The 16,158-nt window shown below is 64.6% G+C and carries 19 protein-coding genes; 18 read left to right on the top strand and 1 reads right to left on the bottom strand.

What is annotated here, in order from left to right:
- The first annotated feature begins 144 nt into the window (after nucleotides 1-144).
- The 10 genes from WMO45_RS12840 to WMO45_RS12795 all read left to right on the top strand — a co-directional run bounded on the left by WMO45_RS12840 (nucleotide 145) and on the right by WMO45_RS12795 (nucleotide 7,531).
- Nucleotides 145-798, top strand: coding sequence for a MerR family transcriptional regulator (locus WMO45_RS12840; protein ID WP_349141256.1), 654 nt, complete (start codon nucleotides 145-147; stop codon nucleotides 796-798).
- Entirely contained in the window at nucleotides 779-1,099 is a 321-nt protein-coding gene (locus WMO45_RS12835; protein WP_349141254.1) for a YbjQ family protein, read from the top strand. Before WMO45_RS12840 ends, WMO45_RS12835 begins: the two co-directional genes overlap by 20 nt.
- A 67-nt stretch (nucleotides 1,100-1,166) precedes the next feature.
- Entirely contained in the window at nucleotides 1,167-2,135 is a 969-nt protein-coding gene (locus WMO45_RS12830) for a stalk domain-containing protein (RefSeq protein WP_349141252.1), read from the top strand.
- A gap of 98 nt (nucleotides 2,136-2,233) precedes the next feature.
- The gene (locus WMO45_RS12825; protein WP_349141251.1) at nucleotides 2,234-4,153 is read left to right on the top strand and encodes a S41 family peptidase; all 1,920 of its coding nucleotides are present in this window, start codon (nucleotides 2,234-2,236) and stop codon (nucleotides 4,151-4,153) included.
- A 180-nt stretch (nucleotides 4,154-4,333) separates the two neighbouring features.
- A complete protein-coding gene (locus tag WMO45_RS12820; RefSeq protein WP_349141250.1) occupies nucleotides 4,334-4,576 on the top strand; it encodes a hypothetical protein in 243 nt (80 codons plus the stop codon).
- A complete protein-coding gene (locus tag WMO45_RS12815) occupies nucleotides 4,566-4,730 on the top strand; it encodes a hypothetical protein (protein WP_349141248.1) in 165 nt (54 codons plus the stop codon). The genes WMO45_RS12820 and WMO45_RS12815 overlap by 11 nt, the downstream gene beginning before the upstream one ends.
- Before the next feature lie 230 nt (nucleotides 4,731-4,960).
- Nucleotides 4,961-5,683, top strand: a complete 723-nt coding sequence (locus WMO45_RS12810; protein WP_349141247.1) for a WecB/TagA/CpsF family glycosyltransferase — start codon at nucleotides 4,961-4,963, stop codon at nucleotides 5,681-5,683.
- Between the two features lie 2 nt (nucleotides 5,684-5,685).
- Nucleotides 5,686-6,360: a dTMP kinase gene (locus WMO45_RS12805; RefSeq protein ID WP_349141245.1), complete on the top strand. Its 675-nt coding sequence runs from the start codon at nucleotides 5,686-5,688 to the stop codon at nucleotides 6,358-6,360.
- A gap of 15 nt (nucleotides 6,361-6,375) precedes the next feature.
- Nucleotides 6,376-6,921 (top strand): DJ-1 family glyoxalase III, encoded by a 546-nt coding sequence (locus WMO45_RS12800; RefSeq protein WP_349141244.1) that lies wholly within the window; start codon nucleotides 6,376-6,378, stop codon nucleotides 6,919-6,921.
- Nucleotides 6,899-7,531 (top strand): 5-formyltetrahydrofolate cyclo-ligase, encoded by a 633-nt coding sequence (locus tag WMO45_RS12795; protein ID WP_349141243.1) that lies wholly within the window; start codon nucleotides 6,899-6,901, stop codon nucleotides 7,529-7,531. Before WMO45_RS12800 ends, WMO45_RS12795 begins: the two co-directional genes overlap by 23 nt.
- A gap of 4 nt (nucleotides 7,532-7,535) precedes the next feature.
- Here the strand turns inward: WMO45_RS12795 and WMO45_RS12790 are convergent, their stop codons facing one another.
- Nucleotides 7,536-7,685: a hypothetical protein gene (locus tag WMO45_RS12790; RefSeq protein WP_349141242.1), complete on the bottom strand. Its 150-nt coding sequence runs from the start codon at nucleotides 7,683-7,685 to the stop codon at nucleotides 7,536-7,538.
- Nucleotides 7,686-7,787: 102 nt separating this feature from the next.
- Here WMO45_RS12790 and mltG point away from each other — a divergent pair, with 102 nt between their 5' ends.
- From mltG to WMO45_RS12750, 8 genes are all read left to right on the top strand, one after another.
- Complete coding sequence (gene mltG, locus WMO45_RS12785; protein ID WP_349141241.1) at nucleotides 7,788-8,969, top strand: endolytic transglycosylase MltG; 1,182 nt, start codon at nucleotides 7,788-7,790, stop codon at nucleotides 8,967-8,969.
- Nucleotides 8,962-10,179: a peptidase U32 family protein gene (locus tag WMO45_RS12780; protein ID WP_349141240.1), complete on the top strand. Its 1,218-nt coding sequence runs from the start codon at nucleotides 8,962-8,964 to the stop codon at nucleotides 10,177-10,179. The genes mltG and WMO45_RS12780 overlap by 8 nt, the downstream gene beginning before the upstream one ends.
- Nucleotides 10,176-11,288 carry an acyltransferase gene (locus tag WMO45_RS12775; protein ID WP_349141239.1) on the top strand — a complete coding sequence of 371 codons (1,113 nt, stop codon included), beginning with the start codon at nucleotides 10,176-10,178 and terminating at the stop codon, nucleotides 11,286-11,288. Before WMO45_RS12780 ends, WMO45_RS12775 begins: the two co-directional genes overlap by 4 nt.
- Before the next feature lie 121 nt (nucleotides 11,289-11,409).
- The gene (locus WMO45_RS12770) at nucleotides 11,410-11,955 is read left to right on the top strand and encodes a hypothetical protein (RefSeq protein WP_349141238.1); all 546 of its coding nucleotides are present in this window, start codon (nucleotides 11,410-11,412) and stop codon (nucleotides 11,953-11,955) included.
- Complete coding sequence (locus tag WMO45_RS12765) at nucleotides 11,945-12,400, top strand: hypothetical protein (RefSeq protein ID WP_349141237.1); 456 nt, start codon at nucleotides 11,945-11,947, stop codon at nucleotides 12,398-12,400. The genes WMO45_RS12770 and WMO45_RS12765 overlap by 11 nt, the downstream gene beginning before the upstream one ends.
- Nucleotides 12,401-12,718: 318 nt before the next feature.
- Nucleotides 12,719-15,388, top strand: coding sequence for an alanine--tRNA ligase (gene alaS, locus WMO45_RS12760; RefSeq protein WP_349141236.1), 2,670 nt, complete (start codon nucleotides 12,719-12,721; stop codon nucleotides 15,386-15,388).
- Nucleotide 15,389: 1 nt separating this feature from the next.
- Nucleotides 15,390-15,566, top strand: coding sequence for a DUF4250 domain-containing protein (locus WMO45_RS12755; protein ID WP_349141235.1), 177 nt, complete (start codon nucleotides 15,390-15,392; stop codon nucleotides 15,564-15,566).
- Nucleotides 15,567-15,658: 92 nt separating this feature from the next.
- Entirely contained in the window at nucleotides 15,659-15,997 is a 339-nt protein-coding gene (locus WMO45_RS12750) for a histidine triad nucleotide-binding protein (RefSeq protein ID WP_349141234.1), read from the top strand.
- Nucleotides 15,998-16,158 lie beyond the last annotated feature (161 nt).

Below are 16,158 nucleotides of genomic sequence, written 5' to 3'. Positions count from 1 at the left end.
TACCTCTTTTCCAGCTCTTTGCAAGAACCCCTTTTTTCCGGCCAAAGAGGCTGCACCAGGTGTATCTTACGCAGTGCGAATTATTTTACTTGACATTCCACCGGGTGCAGGGTGTATGCTCAACTCAGTCAGGAGGGATCAGCGGTGAAGATCAACGAAGTGGAACAGCTGGTTGGCATCACAAAACGAAACATCCGCTTTTATGAAAAGGAGGGCCTGCTCTCCCCCGTGCGCAACGCGGACAACGGCTACCGGGACTACGGCGAGGAGGACGTGCAGACCCTGCGGAAGATCAAGCTGCTGCGGAAGCTGGACGTACCTTTGGAGGAGATCCGGAAGATGCAGCGGGGAACGCTGACCCTCACCGACGGCGTGCGCCGGCACATCATCCAGCTGGAGCGGGAGCAGGAGAACCTGTCCACCATGCGCTCGCTCTGCCAGCGGCTGGCCGAGGCCGATGTGCCCCTGGCCGCCCTGGACGCGGAGGCGTGGCTGGCGGAAATGGAGCGGATGGAGGAGGAGGAGGGAACCCAATTTGTGAACATTCGGAAACACGACACCATCACCCGCTACGCCGGGCCGGTGATCGCCGCGGCTGTCTTTATCGCCCTGATGGCCGGGCTCATCGTCCTGATGGTCTGGGCCGCCCTGACCGCCCCGGCCGAGGCCCCGCCTCTGGGACTGATGATCTTCCTGGTGGCCGTCCCCGGCGTAATCATCATCGGCGTGCTGCTGGCCCTGTGGCAGCGCATCAAACAAATTCAAGGAGGAGAAGAAGATGCTGCTTCTAAATATTGATTATATCCCCGGCAAACAGATCGAGGCCCTGGGCATCGCCAAGGGCAGCGTGGTCCAGTCCAAAAATTTCGGCAAGGATTTCATGGCCGGCATGAAGACCCTGGTGGGCGGCGAGATCACGGGCTACACCGACATGCTCAACGAGGCCCGCCAGATCGCCACCAAGCGCATGGTGGACAACGCCGAGGCCATGGGCGCCGACGCGGTGCTCAACGTGCGCTATGCCTCCTCCTCCGTCATGCAGGGGGCGGCGGAGGTCACCGCCTACGGCACCGCCGTGCGTATTTTGGGAGACAGGTAATTTCACGGGAACTTTTTTCCATCGTCTGCGTCTGAAGCATATCTGAACCAGAAAGGTGCGTGTATGTATGCCAGTCAGACGAATCCTGTGCGCCCTGCTCTCCGCTTTGCTGCTCTCGGGCGCCGCCCTGGCCGCGGAGGCCAACGCCCCCGCCCAGGAGGTCCTTTTCCCCGTCCGGGTCTGGGGCCAGATCGTGTCCCTGTCCGAGGATCGGGTCGCTCTGGAAAACAGCAATCCCGATGACCCCTATTCCTCCATCCTGCTGCACATCACCGACGAGACCCTGATCCTGGACGCGGTGGACGGCAGCACCCGGAGCGTGGAGGATCTGCGCAGCGGAGAGACGGTCTATGCCTACGCCGGGCCCGCCATGGCCCTCAGCCAGCCGCCTCAGAGCACCGCGCAGCTCATCCTCTGCCGCCTGCCCGCCGATTTCGGCGCCCCGCTCTATACCGAGATCCAGTCGGTCACCGCGGAGGAGGACGGCTCCTGTGTGGCCGCCACCTGCCACTCCACCGAGCTCCAGCTCACCGGAGAGACCAAGCTGCTGGCTGGCCCCGGCTGGGAGGGCGACGTCACGCTGGATGACATAACGCCCGGCACCCGCGTCCTCGCCTGGTACAACTCCCAGGAGACGGGCAACTCGTCCCAACTCACCCCTTACCAGGTGATGGTGTTCCCCAGCACCTATCACGGCTGGCTGACGGCAGACGAGAACGGAGTGCAGCTCAACGGCGCCACGCTGGAGCTCACCGGAGCCCAGGCCCCCTTCTCTGTGAACGGGGAGTGGATGCTCCCGCTGCGTCCGGTGGCCGAGGCGCTGGGCTATGAGGTGCTCTGGAGCCCCGATGCCCCCGAGCTGGTGGAGCTGTCCCGGGACGGTATCTCCTTCTGCCGCCTGGATCTGAACACCGGCAGCGTCACCGACAGCGTCAACGGCAGCTTTACTGCCACCCCTGTCCAGGTGACCGGTGGCGTCACCTTCCTGACCTGCAGCGACACCCTGGCGCTGTTCGGCCTGAAATACGCCGGGTAAGAAATGACAAAAAGAAACAAAATGGGAGCGGGTCTTGCACCCGCTCCCATTTTGTCGTAAAATCGGGTTACATAATGTGTAATCAGGAGGCCCTTCCTATGAAATACAGACGTTCCGCCCGATTCATCGCCCTGCCCCTGGCGCTGACCCTGCTCCTCACCCCAGCCGCCCAGGCCCTGACCCTGGACCAGGCCAGGGAGCTGCTGACCACCTACTATGTGGACGGGGTCAGCGAGCAGGTCCTGCAGCAGCCCACCATCCAGGACATGCTGGAGGCCCTGGGCGACCCCTATACCGAGTACTTTACCGCCGAGGACTACCACGCCTTCACCAGCTCCATGGAGGACACCGAGCTGGTGGGCATCGGAGTCTCCTCCCTGGTAACCGATCAGGGCCTTCTCCTCCAGCGGATCTACCCGGATACCCCCGCGGAGGAGGCCGGCCTGCTGGTGGGCGACCTGCTGACGGCGGTGGACGGCCGCTCCGTCGTGGGGGTGGACGCGGACACCGGCTCCCAGTGGCTCCAGGGGGAGGAGGGCACCCAGGTGTCCGTCACCTACCTGCGGGACGGGCAGGAACACACCGCCACCCTGACCCGCCGGGCGGTGACCATTCCGGCCACCTACTCCGAGCTGTGGGACGGCAACATCGGCTACATCGACTGTGACGCCTTCGGCAGCGAGACCATGAGCCACTTTGTGGAGGCCATGGACGGCCTCACCGACGCCGAGCACTGGATCGTGGACCTGCGGGGCAACGGCGGCGGCGACGTCAACGCCTCCATGGAGGCGGCCAGCTGCTTCACCGGTCCCAGCGTGCTGGCCTACCTGCGGGACGCCAGCGGCACTTACGGCGCCTACGGCACCAACAACGACACCCGCACGGTCTATCCCGCCCTGGTCCTCACCGACGGCGGTACCGCCAGCGCCTCCGAGCTGTTCTCCGCCGGCATCCGGGACACCAACTCCGGCCTGGTCATCGGCGGGCGCACCTACGGCAAGGGCGTGGCCCAGAGCGTGTTTGACCAGGTCTCCAACCCGGACTACTTCCCCGACGGCGACGCGCTGAAGGTAACCACCTACCGCTTCTTCGCCCTCTCGGGCGCCACTACCGACACCGTGGGCATCATCCCCCACCTGCTGGTGGACCCCGCCATCGCCCCTGAGGTGGCCACCCTGCTGTGCGCCACCGGCTCGGCGGACGGCAGCACGGAGGGCCTGCTGCGCATCGACTTCGGCTGGCGCTGGTACGTGGATCTGGACACCGCCCTGGCTCCGGAACACCGGGAGGCCTTCGTGACCCTGCTGGAGGCCCTGCCCGTCACCGCCCGGGTGCTGGTCGGCCTGGGTGGGAAGGAGCAGTGGATGGACACCACCGTCGCCGAGCTGGTGGAACAGTACGGCCTGAGCGAGTATGAGTCCCGGGGCTTCTCCGACTCCGACGAGTCCCCCTACGGCCGGCAGATCGACCTGCTGGCCACCTACGGCATCGTCTCCGGTTCGGGCGACGGCACCTTCGATCCCAAGGGCGAACTCACCCGCGCCCAGCTGTCTACCCTGCTGGCCCAGGCCCTCAACTGCAACGTCCCCACCGGGGAGAGCCTGTTCTCCGACGTATCCATGGACGCCTGGTACGGCCCCAGCGTCAACGCCATTGCCAGGCTGGGCCTGGTGGAGGGCGTGGGCGACGGCCGCTTTGATCCCGACGCGCCGGTCACCCATGAGCAGTTCATCACCATCATGGGACGGCTGGCCCAGTATCTGAGCATGTATATGGACCTCTCCATGCAGGAGATGCCTGAGACCGCCACCTCCACCGTAGCCCTCATGCCCTATGCCGAGTGGTCCCGGGACGCGGCCTGGCTGCTGGCCCTGAGCCAGCAGGGCATGGTGGGCAACTCCCTCAATCTGCTGTGGGCCCCGCTGGATGAGATCGATCCCTCCGCCGTCACCACCCGGGAGGAGGCCGCCGTGGTGACCTACACCTTGTTCTCCTATCTTGGCGTACTGCCTGTGTGATTTTTCTTGAGACCTTCCGCCTGGAGCGGAAGGTCTTTTTTTATCCATTTATTTCTAAGTACAAAAAAGTTTTCGTTTTATTTGCCAATGTTTTTCCAGAATTGTAGATATAGTAAACAATTTTTGTTTTGCTTTTTGGGTTAGCCTTGACATTTTTTACATACGAAACAAATAATTTGAGTGGTAATACGTTTTCATACAGATATCTCCGACGGCATCACCAGCTCCTTTTCACCTCCCGCCGCTTCCGAGCTTATCACAGACCTGACGGTGGGCGACAGCATCAATCAGGCCAATTGGTATGTGCAGAACCATCTGCAGCCCTGGAGCCGCATCTACTCCGATCTGACCGGCTATCTCGTGATGGACGAGGCCGACTGGTATCCCGGACTGCGGGGACGGCACCGTCTATATGGCCTATGACGACACGGATCATCCCCAGACACCGGAGTGGCTGCATACCTGGACCAAAACCCACCTGCAATTCCAGATCCGCATGTTCGGGGAAAGCCTGCCTCCCGACGAGGCGGATGCGGACAGCCGACCCGACGACCCCAGTGCTGGTGAACGCCTGTAACCTACGGTTCCGCTTTTTCCCTGCGTTTCCCTTCTCTCTATAAAGCCGGACGGCCGCGTTCCCAAGGAACACGGCCGTCCGGCTTTGCCATCTTGCAAAAACCCTGTTTTCTTCACAGAATCTTCATCTTTTCCCCCTGCTTTCCCACGCTTTCCACATAGACTTTTCCCGGTCGTTATGGTAAAATGGCATAAAATTGTGGATAGAATCCAATCGGAGGCAACAAGATCTTGAGAACAGATATCTTAGGCGTCGGGTTTGACAATCTGACGCTGGACGAGGCCGCGGCGGCGGGGGCCGCCCTGGTGGAGGCCGACGGGTTCCACTACGCCGTGACCCCCAACCCGGAGTTTTTGCTGACCGCCAAGCGGGATGACACCTTCCACCGGGCCCTGCTGGGGGCCGACCTGGTGCTGGCCGACGGGGTAGGCGTGGTCTACTCCGCCAAAATCCTGGGCCGCCCGCTCAAGGGCAAGGTGCCCGGCATCGACTTTGCCCAGCGGCTCATCGCCTGGATGGCGGCCCACGGCAAGCGGCTGTTCCTGCTGGGAGCCAAGCCCGGCGTGGCCGAGCTGGCCGCCGCCAACCTGAAGGATAAGTACCCCGGCCTTATCGTCTGCGGCACCCACGACGGGTACTTCCAGGATGACGGTCCGGTGGTGGAGGCCATCCGCGCCGCCGGGGCCGACGTGGTGTTCGTCTGCCTGGGCGCCCCCAAGCAGGAGCTGTGGATGGTCAAGAACGGCCCCGCCACCGGTGCCCACCTGATGGTGGGGCTGGGCGGCTCGCTGGACGTGTTCGCCGGCGTGGTGGAGCGGGCCCCGGAGGCCTTCCAGAAGCTGGGTCTGGAGTGGCTCCACCGCTTGATCAAGGAGCCCAAGCGCATCGGCCGCATGGCCAAGCTGCCCCTGGTGCTTCTGGACGCCGTGGGCCAGCGGCTGGGAGGAAAGTGAGTATGGCGGGAAAACTCATCGTGTTCGAGGGCACCGACGGCTCGGGCAAGTCCACCCAGTTCCGCCTGCTCTGCCAGCGGATGCAGGCCGAGCAGCATCCCTTTCAGCGGCTGATCTTCCCCCAGTACGACCAGCCCTCCTCCGCCCTGCTGCGGATGTATCTGGGCGGGGCCTTCGGCTCCCACCCCTCCGACGTGAACGCCTATGCCGCCTCCACCTTCTACGCGGTGGACCGCTACGCCTCCTGGAAGCAGGTGTGGGGAGACTACTACCGGAACGGGGGGCTGATCCTCTCCGACCGGTACACCACCTCCAACGCCGTCCACCAGGCCGGCAAGCTGCCCCAGGAGGAGTGGGAGGGCTTTTTCCAGTGGCTGTTCGACTTTGAGTGCGGCAAGCTGGGTCTGCCGTACCCCGACCTTGTGATCTACCTGGACATGCCCACCGAGCAGGCGGTGGAGCTGCTGCGCAGCCGGGAGGCCGCCACCCACACCACCGGTGACATCCATGAGGTGGACACCGCCTACCTGGCCCACTGCCGCACGGTGGCCCTGCGGGCGGCCGAATGTCTGGGCTGGGTGAAGATCCCCTGCGTGGACGGCGAGGGCCGCCTGCGCAGCGTGGATGAGATCCACAGTGATATCTGGGCCCGGGTGGCCCCAATCATATCAACATAGAAAGGTGCTGGTACCATGATCGCGATCCTGCTGGGAAAGGGTTTTGAAGAGAGCGAGGCGCTGGTCCCCGCCGACCTGCTGCGCCGGGCCGGGGCCCAGGTGCTGCTGGTGGGTCTGGACAGCCTCCAGGTCACCGGCAGCCACGGCATCACCGTGACCGCCGACACCACACTGGCCGAGCTGGACCGGGACAGCGTGCAGATGCTGATGCTGCCCGGCGGTCTGGGCGGCGTGGCCGCCATCGCGGGCAGCAACCATGCCCAGGCTCTCATCCAGTACTGCTGGGATCAGGGCCGCTGGCTGGCCGCCATCTGCGCCGCCCCCACCATTCTGGCCCGCATGGGCATCCTGGACCGCCGCAATGCCGTGTGCTATCCGGGCATGGAGGATGAGATGGGCTCGGCCATCGTGCACAAGGGCACCCCGGTGGTGGTGGACGGGCACATCGTCACCGGCGAGGCCGCCGGCTCCTCCTTCGCCTTCGGGCTGAAACTGGTGGAGATCCTGATGGGGGCCGAAGCCGCCGCCCAGGTAAAGCATGCCGTCCACTACCACGGCTGAGAAGGCCGCGCTGCGCCGCGCCCTGCGCCGGCGGGCGGATGAACTCTCTCCCGCCCAGCGGCGCAGCAGCGACGAGGCCCTCTTTGCCCGCCTGACCGCCCTGCCCCAGTGGCGTCAGGCCGATCTGCTGCTGCTCTTTCACGGCATGGGCAGCGAACCGGACACCGCCCGCCTGCTCCCCGCCCTGTGGGCCGCGGGACGCACGGTGGGCCTGCCCCGCTGCCTGCCCGGGCACGGGATGGAGTTCCGGGCCGTAGGGCCGGACACTCCACTGCGCCGCCACCCCTTCGGCATGCTGGAACCCGACGAGGCCTGTCCCCTTCTGGTCCCCACGGCCCGAAGCCTGGCGCTGGTCCCCGGAGTGAGCTTTGATCCATCCGGCGGACGGCTGGGCCAGGGAGGCGGTTATTACGACCGCTGGCTGGCCGGCTATCCCGGCCGGACGGTGGGGCTGTGCCGGGCCTGTCTGCTCTCGGAATCCCTGGCACTGGAGACCCACGACCGCCGGGTGGACCTGGTGGTCACAGAAGACGGGCTGTACGGCCCGTCCCAAAGCCACACAACGCAGAGCGGGGCGCCAGGGCCCCGCTCTGTTCCGGAGTGTACGTAACGGCTCAGCAGCAGCCGTCGTTGCAGCCGCAGTTGTTGTTGTTGCAGCCGCAGCCGCAGCTGTTGCCGCCGTTGCCGCAGCAGCAGCAGATGATGATCAGGATCAGGATGATCCACAGGCAGCCGCCGCCGCCCCAACCGTTGTTACCACACATCGTTTCATTCACCTCACTTGCTTGATCTGGCTCATACTATGCCGCCGGTCGGGCAGAGGTTCCGGCGGCGGGCCATTTTTTATTCGGTTAGGAGTTGAACCAATGTCTCAGGAAGAATATCGCAGTCAGAGTCGCCGCCCATCCTCCTCCCACGGCGGGAAGCGGGTGGCCCCCTCCTCCCGCGGCGAGGGGGAACGGCGTCCCGCCCCCCGACGCCGGCGCAAAAAGCGCCTGGGCTCCTGGGGGATCTTGATCTATGTTATTTTCGTACTGGGCGTGTCCGCCCTGCTGGCCGGGGTGGGCTGGATCTGGGCCAACGACGTGCTGGCCCTGAACAAGGCTCCCCTCACCGCCGTGGTGGAGATCGACGCCGGCGACAGCGTCAGTCAGGTGGCGGACAAGCTGGAGGAGAGCGGCCTGATCGAATATAAATTCGTCTTTAAACTCTTCTGCTCCCTCACCCATGTGACGGGCAACGCCGGGGATGAGGACGCCAAGATCACCCCGGGCACCTATGAACTCAACACCGATATGGACTACCGCGCCCTCATTTCCAGCATGGGCTCCTCCTCCGCCAACCGGATGGTCACCACCGTCACCATCCCCGAGGGCATGACGGAGGCTCAGATCTTCGCCCTGCTGGAGGAAAAGGGCGTCTCCACCGTGGAGCAGCTGGAGGACACCGCGGCCAACTACGACTTCAAGTTCTCCTTCCTCCAGGGCGTGCTGGAGCTGGGCGACCCCAAGCGGCTGGAGGGCTACCTCTTCCCCGACACCTACGAGTTCTATATGGGCGAGGACCCGGTGAGCGTGCTCAACAAGATGATCCTGCGCTTTGACCAGATGTTCACCGATGAAATGCGTCAGGACATCGCCGAGCGGGGCTACACGGTCAACGACGCGGTCATCATCGCCTCCATGATCGAGAAGGAGACCGACGGCAGCGACCAAAAGAACATCTCCTCGGTCATCTACAACCGCTTGGAGAACACCAGCTATGAGACCGCCGGCTACCTGGGCGTGGACGCCACCATCCTCTACGCCACCGGCGGCACCGAGGTGGACGTCAACGCCGACACCCCCTACAACACCCGTACCCACACCGGCCTGCCTCCCACGGCCATCGCCAGCCCCGGTATCGACGCGCTGAAGGCGGCGGTCTATCCGGAATCCACCAAGTATTACTACTATGCTCTGGGCGACGACGGAGTGCACCACTTCTTCCGCACGTACCGTGAGCTGCAGAACTTTACAGCCTCTCAGGAGCGGTATCAGAATGGATAACAAGGACATTGAATTACTCGCCCCCGCCGGGGACATGGAGCGCCTGCGCATGTCCCTGGCCTACGGGGCCGACGCGGTCTATCTGGCCGGCACCGACTTCGGCATGCGCTCCTTCGCGGGCAACTTCACCCCCGAGGAAATGCGCCAGGCGGTGGAGCTGTGCCACAGCCGTGGCGTGCGCATCCACGTCACGTGCAACACCATGCCCCGCAATGACGAGGTGGCCCGCCTGCCCCAGTGGCTGGAGTACCTCCAGGAGCTGGGGGTGGACGCCGTCATCCTGGCCGACGTGGGGGTGCTCTCCCTGCTCAAGCGCCACGCCCCCAAGCTCAAGGCCCACATCTCCACCCAGGCCAGCATCTCCAACTACCAGGCCGCCACGGCCTGGTATGAGCTGGGGGCCAGCCGGGTGATCCTGGCCCGGGAGCTCTCCCTGGACGAGATCCGGGAGATCCGGGCCAAGACCCCCCCGGAGCTGGAGCTGGAGGCCTTCGTCCACGGCGCCATGTGCGTGAGCTACTCGGGTCGATGCCTGCTGTCCAACTACATGACCGGCCGGGACGCCAACCGGGGCGCCTGCGCCCAGCCCTGCCGGTACAAGTACGCCCTGATGGAGGAAAAGCGCCCGGGCGAGTTCTTCCCCATCGGGGAGGATGCGGGCGGGACCTTCATCATGAACTCCAAGGACATGTGCATGATCGACCACATCCCCGAGCTGATGGACGCGGGCCTGGACTCCCTCAAGATCGAGGGCCGGGCCAAAAGCGCCTACTACGCCGCCGTGGTCACCGCCGCCTACCGCCACGCCATCGACGCCTGTAAGGCCGGGCAGCCCCTGGACCCCGTCTGGCGGGAAGAGGTGGAGAAGGTGAGCCACCGGCACTACTCCACCGGCTTCTACTTCGGCCAGCCGGGGCAGTACACCTCCGACGCGCGTTACATCCGGGACTGGCAGGTGGTGGCGGTGGTCACCTCCTGCGCCGCCGACGGCACGGCCCTGTGCTCCCTGCGCAACAAGTTTTCCGCCGGGGACGAGCTGGAGCTGGTGGGCCCCGGCCTGCGGCCCGTCGCCTTCCGGGCGGAGGAGCTGCGGGACGGGGAGGGTCTGTCCTGTTCCGAGGTCCGCACTCCTCAGATGCCCTTCACCCTGCGCCTGCCCTGCTACGCCCCGCCCCTGTCCCTGCTGCGGCGAAAGGCGGTGGGCCTGTGAGCGCCGGAGCGGGCCGCCGCTGGGATTACGACCTGCTGCGGGTGGCCTCCATGCTGGGCGTGGTCTACCTCCACACCGCCGCCGGCGCCCTGCGCCAGCTGGGCACCCCCCTGTGGCACTTCTCCAACCTGATCTCCTCCCTGGCCACGGCGGCCGTCCCGCTGTTTTTCATGCTCTCGGGCGCGCTGCTGCTGGCCCACCCCAAGACCGCCGAGCTGCACACCCTGTTCACCAAGCGCCTGCCCAAGGTGCTGGTGCCCCTGCTGGTGTGGTCGGCGGTGGTGGTGGCTGCCGAAGGTCTGCTCGCCGGCCCCCAGGCGGCCCTGGACAAGCTGATCCCCCTGCTCAACACCCCCGCCATGGTGCCCTACTGGTTTTTGTACGCGCTGGTGCCCATGTACCTCATCTCCCCCTTCCTCAAGGTCATGGCCGACGGGCTCAGTCCGCGCCAGTGGAACTACCTCATCGGCCTGTGGCTGGTGTTCACCATCCTGTGGAGCTCGGTCACCGACCTGCTGCCCACGGGGAACCTCCGCACCGCCCTCACCCAGCACTGGACGCTGAACCTGGACTTCATCGGCGGCTACCTGGGCTACTTCCTGCTGGGGGCCCGGCTGGAGCGGCTGGAGCGGCTGCCCTCCCGGCGGACCCTGTGGGGATCTGCGGCGGTCTGCTTTGTCATCATCGCCGCGGGCACCGCCTGGCTCAGCCAGCGCACCGGCGTATACGACGAGCGGATCAAAAGCTATCTGCACCTCTTCGCCGCCCTGCTGGCCGCCGCCCTGTTCCTGCTGGTCCGCTCCTACGGACAGGGCCGATACAGCGGCCGGGGGCTGGTGTGCCTGTCCGGACTGTCCTTCGGGGTCTATCTGGTCCACCCCCTGGCCATCCAGTTCTGGCAGCAGGCCTGGACCCGCTGGATCACCCCGGCGGTGGACACCATCCCCCTGCAGATCGGCTACTACCTGGCCATTCTGGCCAGCTGTCTGCTGGGCGTATTTCTTCTCTCCTCCGTCAAGCCCCTGTGCTGGGCCTTCACCGGACAGAAGTTTTCCGCCGCCTGCCGGGAGTGCAATCTCTTTGCCCTCCTCTGGCGAAATCCGAGCTGAGCATTTACGGGCGCGCCCTCCGGCGCGCCCGTTTTGTTTCTTAAATTTTATTGAATATCAGTAAATTTATATTGACTTTCATCTTTTCCGGTGATACCCTTGCCCCAAGGAGGTGCACAACATGGAGACATCCGGTTCCCCCGCCCAGCGGTTCGGCGGCTTTGCCTCCGGGCACTTTGTGGTCACCGCCCTCTGCGCTCCGCTGCTGTTTCTGGTGCCTGAGCTGTTGACGCGGTTCCCCACGCCCCTGTGGGCGCTGTGGATGATGGCCCTTTATGTTCCGGCGGGCTGGGTGGTGGCCGCCCTCCGGGGCTGGACTCGGCCCACACCAAAGCAGGGGGTAAAAGCCGTCCTGTATCCCGCCCTGTTCGCCTGGGGCTGGGCCTTTGGCGGATGGCTGCTGTTTATCTGTCCACTCTCCCCGGTGTGCAATGTAGGCTTTCTGATGCTGCTGAGCACCTACTTTCTGGCCTGTCCCTCGTTTATGCTCATGCTGACCGCCCTGAGCTTTTCTCTGGGCGTCCCTCTGGAGAGTTCTCTTGCCGGTGCCTCGTTTCTTTCGCTGTGGTACCTGTGCATGTTCCTGGCGGGGCTGCTGCCGCCGCTGCTGTTCTGTTTGGGGTCCCTGCTGCCCCACCGAGTAAAGGAGGATTTGGATGAAACGTAAACCGCTCCTTTTGACCGGCCTTGTGTGCCTGCTGCTGCTGGCGGGAGGGATCGGCTGGCTGCTGCTGTCCGGCTACACCTTTACGATCCGCCTGAACTGGGGCATTTCCATCCCCTTTTTGGCCCGCCCCGCTCTGTCTTACGAAAAGGATTCCGGCCCCAGTTTTCTGGGGGACGGCATCCGCTACCATGTCTTCTCCTATCAGTACGAGGACTACATCGACCAGATGTTCGCCTGGGGCAGCGTGGACCGGGAGACCCTCTATTATGACAGCTTCACCCAGGCCGCCGAGGCCTGGCTGGACCAGATCGAGGTCCCCTCGGAATACCGCCCCGACTATGACAACTGTTCCAACTGGTATCGCGCCAAGGAGGACAACAGCGAGATCCTCTTCTTCTGGGACGCGGAGCGGAACCTGCTCTACTGCCTGGAATCCTTTCTCTGATCGTCCGGCCCCTGTTCTCCCCCAAAAGGCGGTTGACAACGGCGAAAAATGTGATAGAATGGTACAGCTAAAGGCCATGACGAAACCAAGCGGATCGCGCCGCGTTCAGCGAGAGGGGATGGTGCAAGCCCTCCGCGATACGGGTCCGCAAGCCACTTCTGAGCCGCCCGGGAGGACCGGGACGAATCATCCCCGTTACCGGATGCAATGAGATGCGCCCTTGCGGCGCAGATCAGGGTGGTACCGTGGAGTCAACATTGCTCCGCCCCTGACATGGGGGCGGGGCTTATTTTTTTGCAGAAGAGGAGATTGAATCGCATGCCCAAGAAATACGGCCTGAACGAACTGCGCGAGATGTTCCTGTCCTTCTTTGAGACCAAGGGACACCTGCGCCTGCCCAGCTTTTCCCTCATCCCCCAGAACGACGCCTCCCTGCTGCTCATCAACAGCGGCATGGCGCCCATGAAGCCCTTCTTCACCGGTGAGCAGGAGCCTCCCCGCCACCGTGTGACCACCTGCCAGAAGTGCATCCGCACCGGCGACATCGAGAACATCGGCCACACCGCCCGCCACGGCACCTATTTTGAGATGCTGGGCAACTTCTCCTTCGGCGACTACTTCAAGAAGGAGGCCATCCACTGGGCCTGGGAGTTTCTGACCAGCCCCGAGTGGGTGGGTCTGGACCCCGAGCGGCTCTACCCCTCCGTCTTCGCCGGCAACGAGACCACCCCCGCCGACGACGAGGCCTTCCGGATCTGGAACGAGGAGATCGGCATCCCCGCCGAGCGCATCTTCAAGTTCGGCAAGGAGGACAACTTCTGGGAGCACGGCTCCGGCCCCTGCGGCCCCTGCTCCGAGATCTACTATGACCGCGGCGAGAAGTGGGGCTGCGGCAAGCCCGGCTGCACCGTGGGCTGCGACTGCGACCGCTATATCGAGGTGTGGAACGTGGTGTTCTCCCAGTTCGACAACGACGGCGAGAACCACTACACCGAGCTCAAGCAGAAGAACATCGACACCGGCATGGGTCTGGAGCGCCTGGCCTGCGTGTGCCAGGACGTGGCCTCCCTGTTCGACGTGGACACCGTCATGAACATCACCAACAAGGTCAGCGAGATCACCCACGCCCACTACGGCGAGACCGCCGCCAAGGACGTGTCCCTGCGGGTCATCACCGACCACATCCGCTCGGCCACCTTCATGATCTGCGACGGCGTGCTCCCCTCCAACGAGGGCCGGGGCTACGTGCTGCGCCGCCTGCTCCGCCGGGCCGCCCGCCACGGCAAGCTGCTGGGGGTCAACGATCCCTTTCTGTATGAGGTGTGCGACACCGTTATCCACGAGAACGAGGGCCACTACCCCGAGCTGCGGGAGCGGCAGGACTATATCACCAAGGTCATCCGCACCGAGGAGGAGAACTTCGCCCGCACCATCGACGGCGGCATGAAGATCTTCTCTGAGCTGCTGGAGGAGCACAAGTCCAAGGGCGAGACCGTCTTCTCCGGCGCCGACGCCTTCAAGCTGTACGACACCTACGGCTTCCCCATCGACCTGACCATCGAGATGGTGGAGGAGCAGGGCATGAGCGTGGATCAGGCCGCCTTCCAGAAGCTGATGCAGGAGCAGAAGGAGCGCGCCCGCAAGGCCCGCGAGGCTCTGGGCGACCTGGGCTGGGCCGGCGTGGAGTTCGGCAAGGACGTGCCCGAGACCGAGTTCGTTGGCTATGCCAACACCGCCATCGACGACGCCAAGGTGGTGGCCCTGGTGGTGGAGAACGAGCAGGCCGAGGAGCTGATGCCCGGCGTGGAGGGCATCGTGGTGCTGGACAAGACCCCCTTCTACGCTGAGATGGGCGGCCAGGTGGCCGACCACGGCACCATCACCGCCGGCGGCGCTGTCTTTACCGTCACCGACGTGCAGAAGAACAAGGGCGGCAAGTATATGCACTACGGCAAGCTGGCCGGCGGCGCCCTCAAGCTGGGCGACACCGTCTCCGCCGCCATCGACGTCAAGCGCCGCAAGGCCGTCATGCGCGCCCACTCCGCCACCCACCTGCTGGACAAGGCCCTGCGCACCGTGCTGGGCGACCACGTCCATCAGGCCGGCTCCCTGGTGGAGGAGGACCGGCTGCGCTTCGACTTCACCCACTTCTCCGCCCTGACCGCCGAGGAGCTGGGCCAGGTGTCCGCCATGGTCAACGAGGCGGTGCTGGAGGGCTACGACGTCCACACCGATGTGCTGCCCATCGAGGAAGCCAAGAAGCGGGGCGCCATCGCCCTGTTCGGCGAGAAGTACGGCGACACCGTCCGGGTGGTGGACATGGGCGAGGGCTACTCCGTGGAGTTCTGCGGCGGCACCCACCTGGACAACACCGCCAAGGTGGGCGTGTTCCACATTGAGAGCGAGTTCTCCGTGGCCTCCGGCGTGCGCCGCATCGAGGCCACCACCGGCGCCCAGTCCCTGAAGATCATGAACCAGAACCAGCAGAAGCTGTTCGAGGCCGCGGCGGTCCTCAAGACCAAGCCCAGCGAGCTGCGGGAGAAGGCCGAGCAGACCATCGCCGAGCTGCGGGAGCTGCGCCACATGGTGGAGAAGTTCAAGGCCAAGGAGGCCGCCGGTGAGACCGAGCGCTTCCTGATGGGCGGCCACACCGTGGGCGATCTGAAGGTCCTCACCGCCACCCTGCCCGAGGCCGATGCCCAGAAGCTGCGCCAGATGGGCGACATGCTGCGGGACAAGCAGCCCAACATCGTGGCCGTTCTCTCCGCCGTCAACGACGGCAAGATCACCTTCCTGGCCGTCTGCGGCAAGGATGCAGTGGCTCAGGGCCTGAAGGCCGGCGATCTGGTCAAGCAGGTGTGCTGCTGCTGCGGCGGCAAGGGCGGCGGCAAGCCCGACTCCGCCATGGGCGGCGGCTCCGACCTGCTCAAGCTGGACGACGCGCTGGCCAAGGTGGACAACTTCGTGGCCGAGAAGCTGGGGCTGTAAGATGAATCTGCCTCAGGACCCCTATATCCTGCTCAGCTATGTGAATACCAAGCTCCGGGACCAGTACGGCAGCCTGGAGGAGCTGTGTGAGGACCTGTCCGCCGATGTGGGCGGGCTGACCAAGACCCTGGACGCCGTGGGCTATCACTACGACGCCGGGCGCAACCAGTTTATCTGACCGCAGCGCGCGGGGGCCATGGACGGCCCCCGCGCGTTTTGCTTGCCCCGGCGGGCAAATTGGTATAAAATAGAGAAAAAGGAGGTGTTCCCATGAGCGATTGTCTGTTCTGCAAGATCGCGGCAGGCGAGATCCCGTCCAAGAAGGTCTACGAGGACGAGCAGTGCTTCGCCTTTTACGACATCGACCCCCAGGCGCCCACCCATTTCCTGGTGATCCCCAAGGCCCACATCGGCTCCTGCGGGGAGATCACCCCGGAAAACTCCGCCGTGGTAGCCCACATCTTCGCGGTGATCTCCCAGGTGACCCGTGAGCTGGGCATCACCGATTTCCGGGTGGTGTCCAACTGCGGCGAGCAGGCCGGTCAGAGCGTCCACCACCTGCACTTCCACGTGCTGGCGGGACGGGATATGACTTGGCCGCCCGGTTAATCTCAGCGTTTTGACGTGACTGCCACCCCGGCGGCACAGCCGCCGGGGCCTACGCTACAAACGTGCCACCGGCACGTTTGCTTGACGCTGCGGTGACTTGGCCGCCCGGTTAACCGGTGCGTTTTGACGTGACTGCCACCCCGGCGGCACAGCCGCCGGGG

Origin of the sequence: Flavonifractor hominis (genome assembly GCF_040095835.1) — a bacterium.
Lineage (GTDB): Bacteria > Bacillota > Clostridia > Oscillospirales > Oscillospiraceae > Flavonifractor > Flavonifractor hominis.
This window is presented reverse-complemented; position numbering and strand designations above follow the sequence as displayed.

Bases quoted from the DNA above. Each gene is read 5' to 3' on its own strand.
- WMO45_RS12835 (WP_349141254.1), top strand. From the start codon at position 779: ATGCTGCTTCTAAATATTGATTATATCCCCGGCAAACAGATCGAGGCC.
- WMO45_RS12830 (WP_349141252.1), top strand. From the start codon at position 1,167: ATGCCAGTCAGACGAATCCTGTGCGCCCTGCTCTCCGCTTTGCTGCTC.
- WMO45_RS12825 (WP_349141251.1), top strand. From the start codon at position 2,234: ATGAAATACAGACGTTCCGCCCGATTCATCGCCCTGCCCCTGGCGCTG.
- WMO45_RS12815 (WP_349141248.1), top strand. From the start codon at position 4,566: ATGGCCTATGACGACACGGATCATCCCCAGACACCGGAGTGGCTGCAT.
- WMO45_RS12805 (WP_349141245.1), top strand. From the start codon at position 5,686: ATGGCGGGAAAACTCATCGTGTTCGAGGGCACCGACGGCTCGGGCAAG.
- WMO45_RS12800 (WP_349141244.1), top strand. From the start codon at position 6,376: ATGATCGCGATCCTGCTGGGAAAGGGTTTTGAAGAGAGCGAGGCGCTG.
- WMO45_RS12795 (WP_349141243.1), top strand. From the start codon at position 6,899: ATGCCGTCCACTACCACGGCTGAGAAGGCCGCGCTGCGCCGCGCCCTG.
- WMO45_RS12790 (WP_349141242.1), bottom strand. From the start codon at position 7,685: ATGTGTGGTAACAACGGTTGGGGCGGCGGCGGCTGCCTGTGGATCATC.
- mltG (WP_349141241.1), top strand. From the start codon at position 7,788: ATGTCTCAGGAAGAATATCGCAGTCAGAGTCGCCGCCCATCCTCCTCC.
- WMO45_RS12780 (WP_349141240.1), top strand. From the start codon at position 8,962: ATGGATAACAAGGACATTGAATTACTCGCCCCCGCCGGGGACATGGAG.
- WMO45_RS12770 (WP_349141238.1), top strand. From the start codon at position 11,410: ATGGAGACATCCGGTTCCCCCGCCCAGCGGTTCGGCGGCTTTGCCTCC.
- WMO45_RS12765 (WP_349141237.1), top strand. From the start codon at position 11,945: ATGAAACGTAAACCGCTCCTTTTGACCGGCCTTGTGTGCCTGCTGCTG.
- alaS (WP_349141236.1), top strand. From the start codon at position 12,719: ATGCCCAAGAAATACGGCCTGAACGAACTGCGCGAGATGTTCCTGTCC.
- WMO45_RS12755 (WP_349141235.1), top strand. From the start codon at position 15,390: ATGAATCTGCCTCAGGACCCCTATATCCTGCTCAGCTATGTGAATACC.
- WMO45_RS12750 (WP_349141234.1), top strand. From the start codon at position 15,659: ATGAGCGATTGTCTGTTCTGCAAGATCGCGGCAGGCGAGATCCCGTCC.